Below are 611 nucleotides of genomic sequence, written 5' to 3' on the forward strand. Positions count from 1 at the left end.
CGCGACTTTGAGTGCGGTTCGATGGGACGCCGAGCACTCGCATGGTCTCGTGGACTGCGCGCGCGAGCTGGTCGTGGCGTAGAACTCACGGATGCTCAGATTGTCGAACAGGAAGAATCTGCCCCGGTCATGGTTGCGATCATTCCTGCTCGGTCCTGGATGATGATTCGGAACTGTGCGCCTTACGTTTTCGGAGAGATCCTTGGACTCGTGGAAGCGTGCGCGACCTGGGAAAACCTTCGTGACCACTTGCATTATCGATTGCCTGCAGCGGATGTGCGGCCTCCGATAATATCGATTCGTAAGTGAAATGTCTTGCTGTGCAACAACTTTCACTCGTATGAACCACACTTGAGGGCATCCCCCCGATACTTGCCGCTTTGAAGCTGGGTGTCTCTTTGTCAGGGCTGCGATAGCACCGCGTAGCGGCTTGGCCTTGACAGAGAGACGGCCTGTTTCATGGTTGGTCTCGGGGGGCTGACCGGGCAGATAGAAAAAGGCCGGCCGATTTGGCTGCCGACTATTTTTGCAGGTAAACCCATCTCATGAGCATCAATGAACGTCCCGTTAGTATCGCAGCGAATGCAGCTTCGGTAGACGTCGATGGCGTT

The 611-nt window shown here is 55.5% G+C and carries 1 protein-coding gene; it reads right to left on the minus strand.

Annotation, left to right across the window (positions count from 1 at the left end):
* Positions 1 to 401: 401 nt before the first annotated feature.
* Positions 402 to 611: hypothetical protein (locus CVH10_RS26580; RefSeq protein WP_219924730.1), on the minus strand; the 210-nt coding region annotated here is incomplete at its 5' end.

Source organism: Halomonas sp. ND22Bw (assembly GCF_003011945.1).
Lineage (GTDB): Bacteria > Pseudomonadota > Gammaproteobacteria > Pseudomonadales > Halomonadaceae > Halomonas > Halomonas halophila.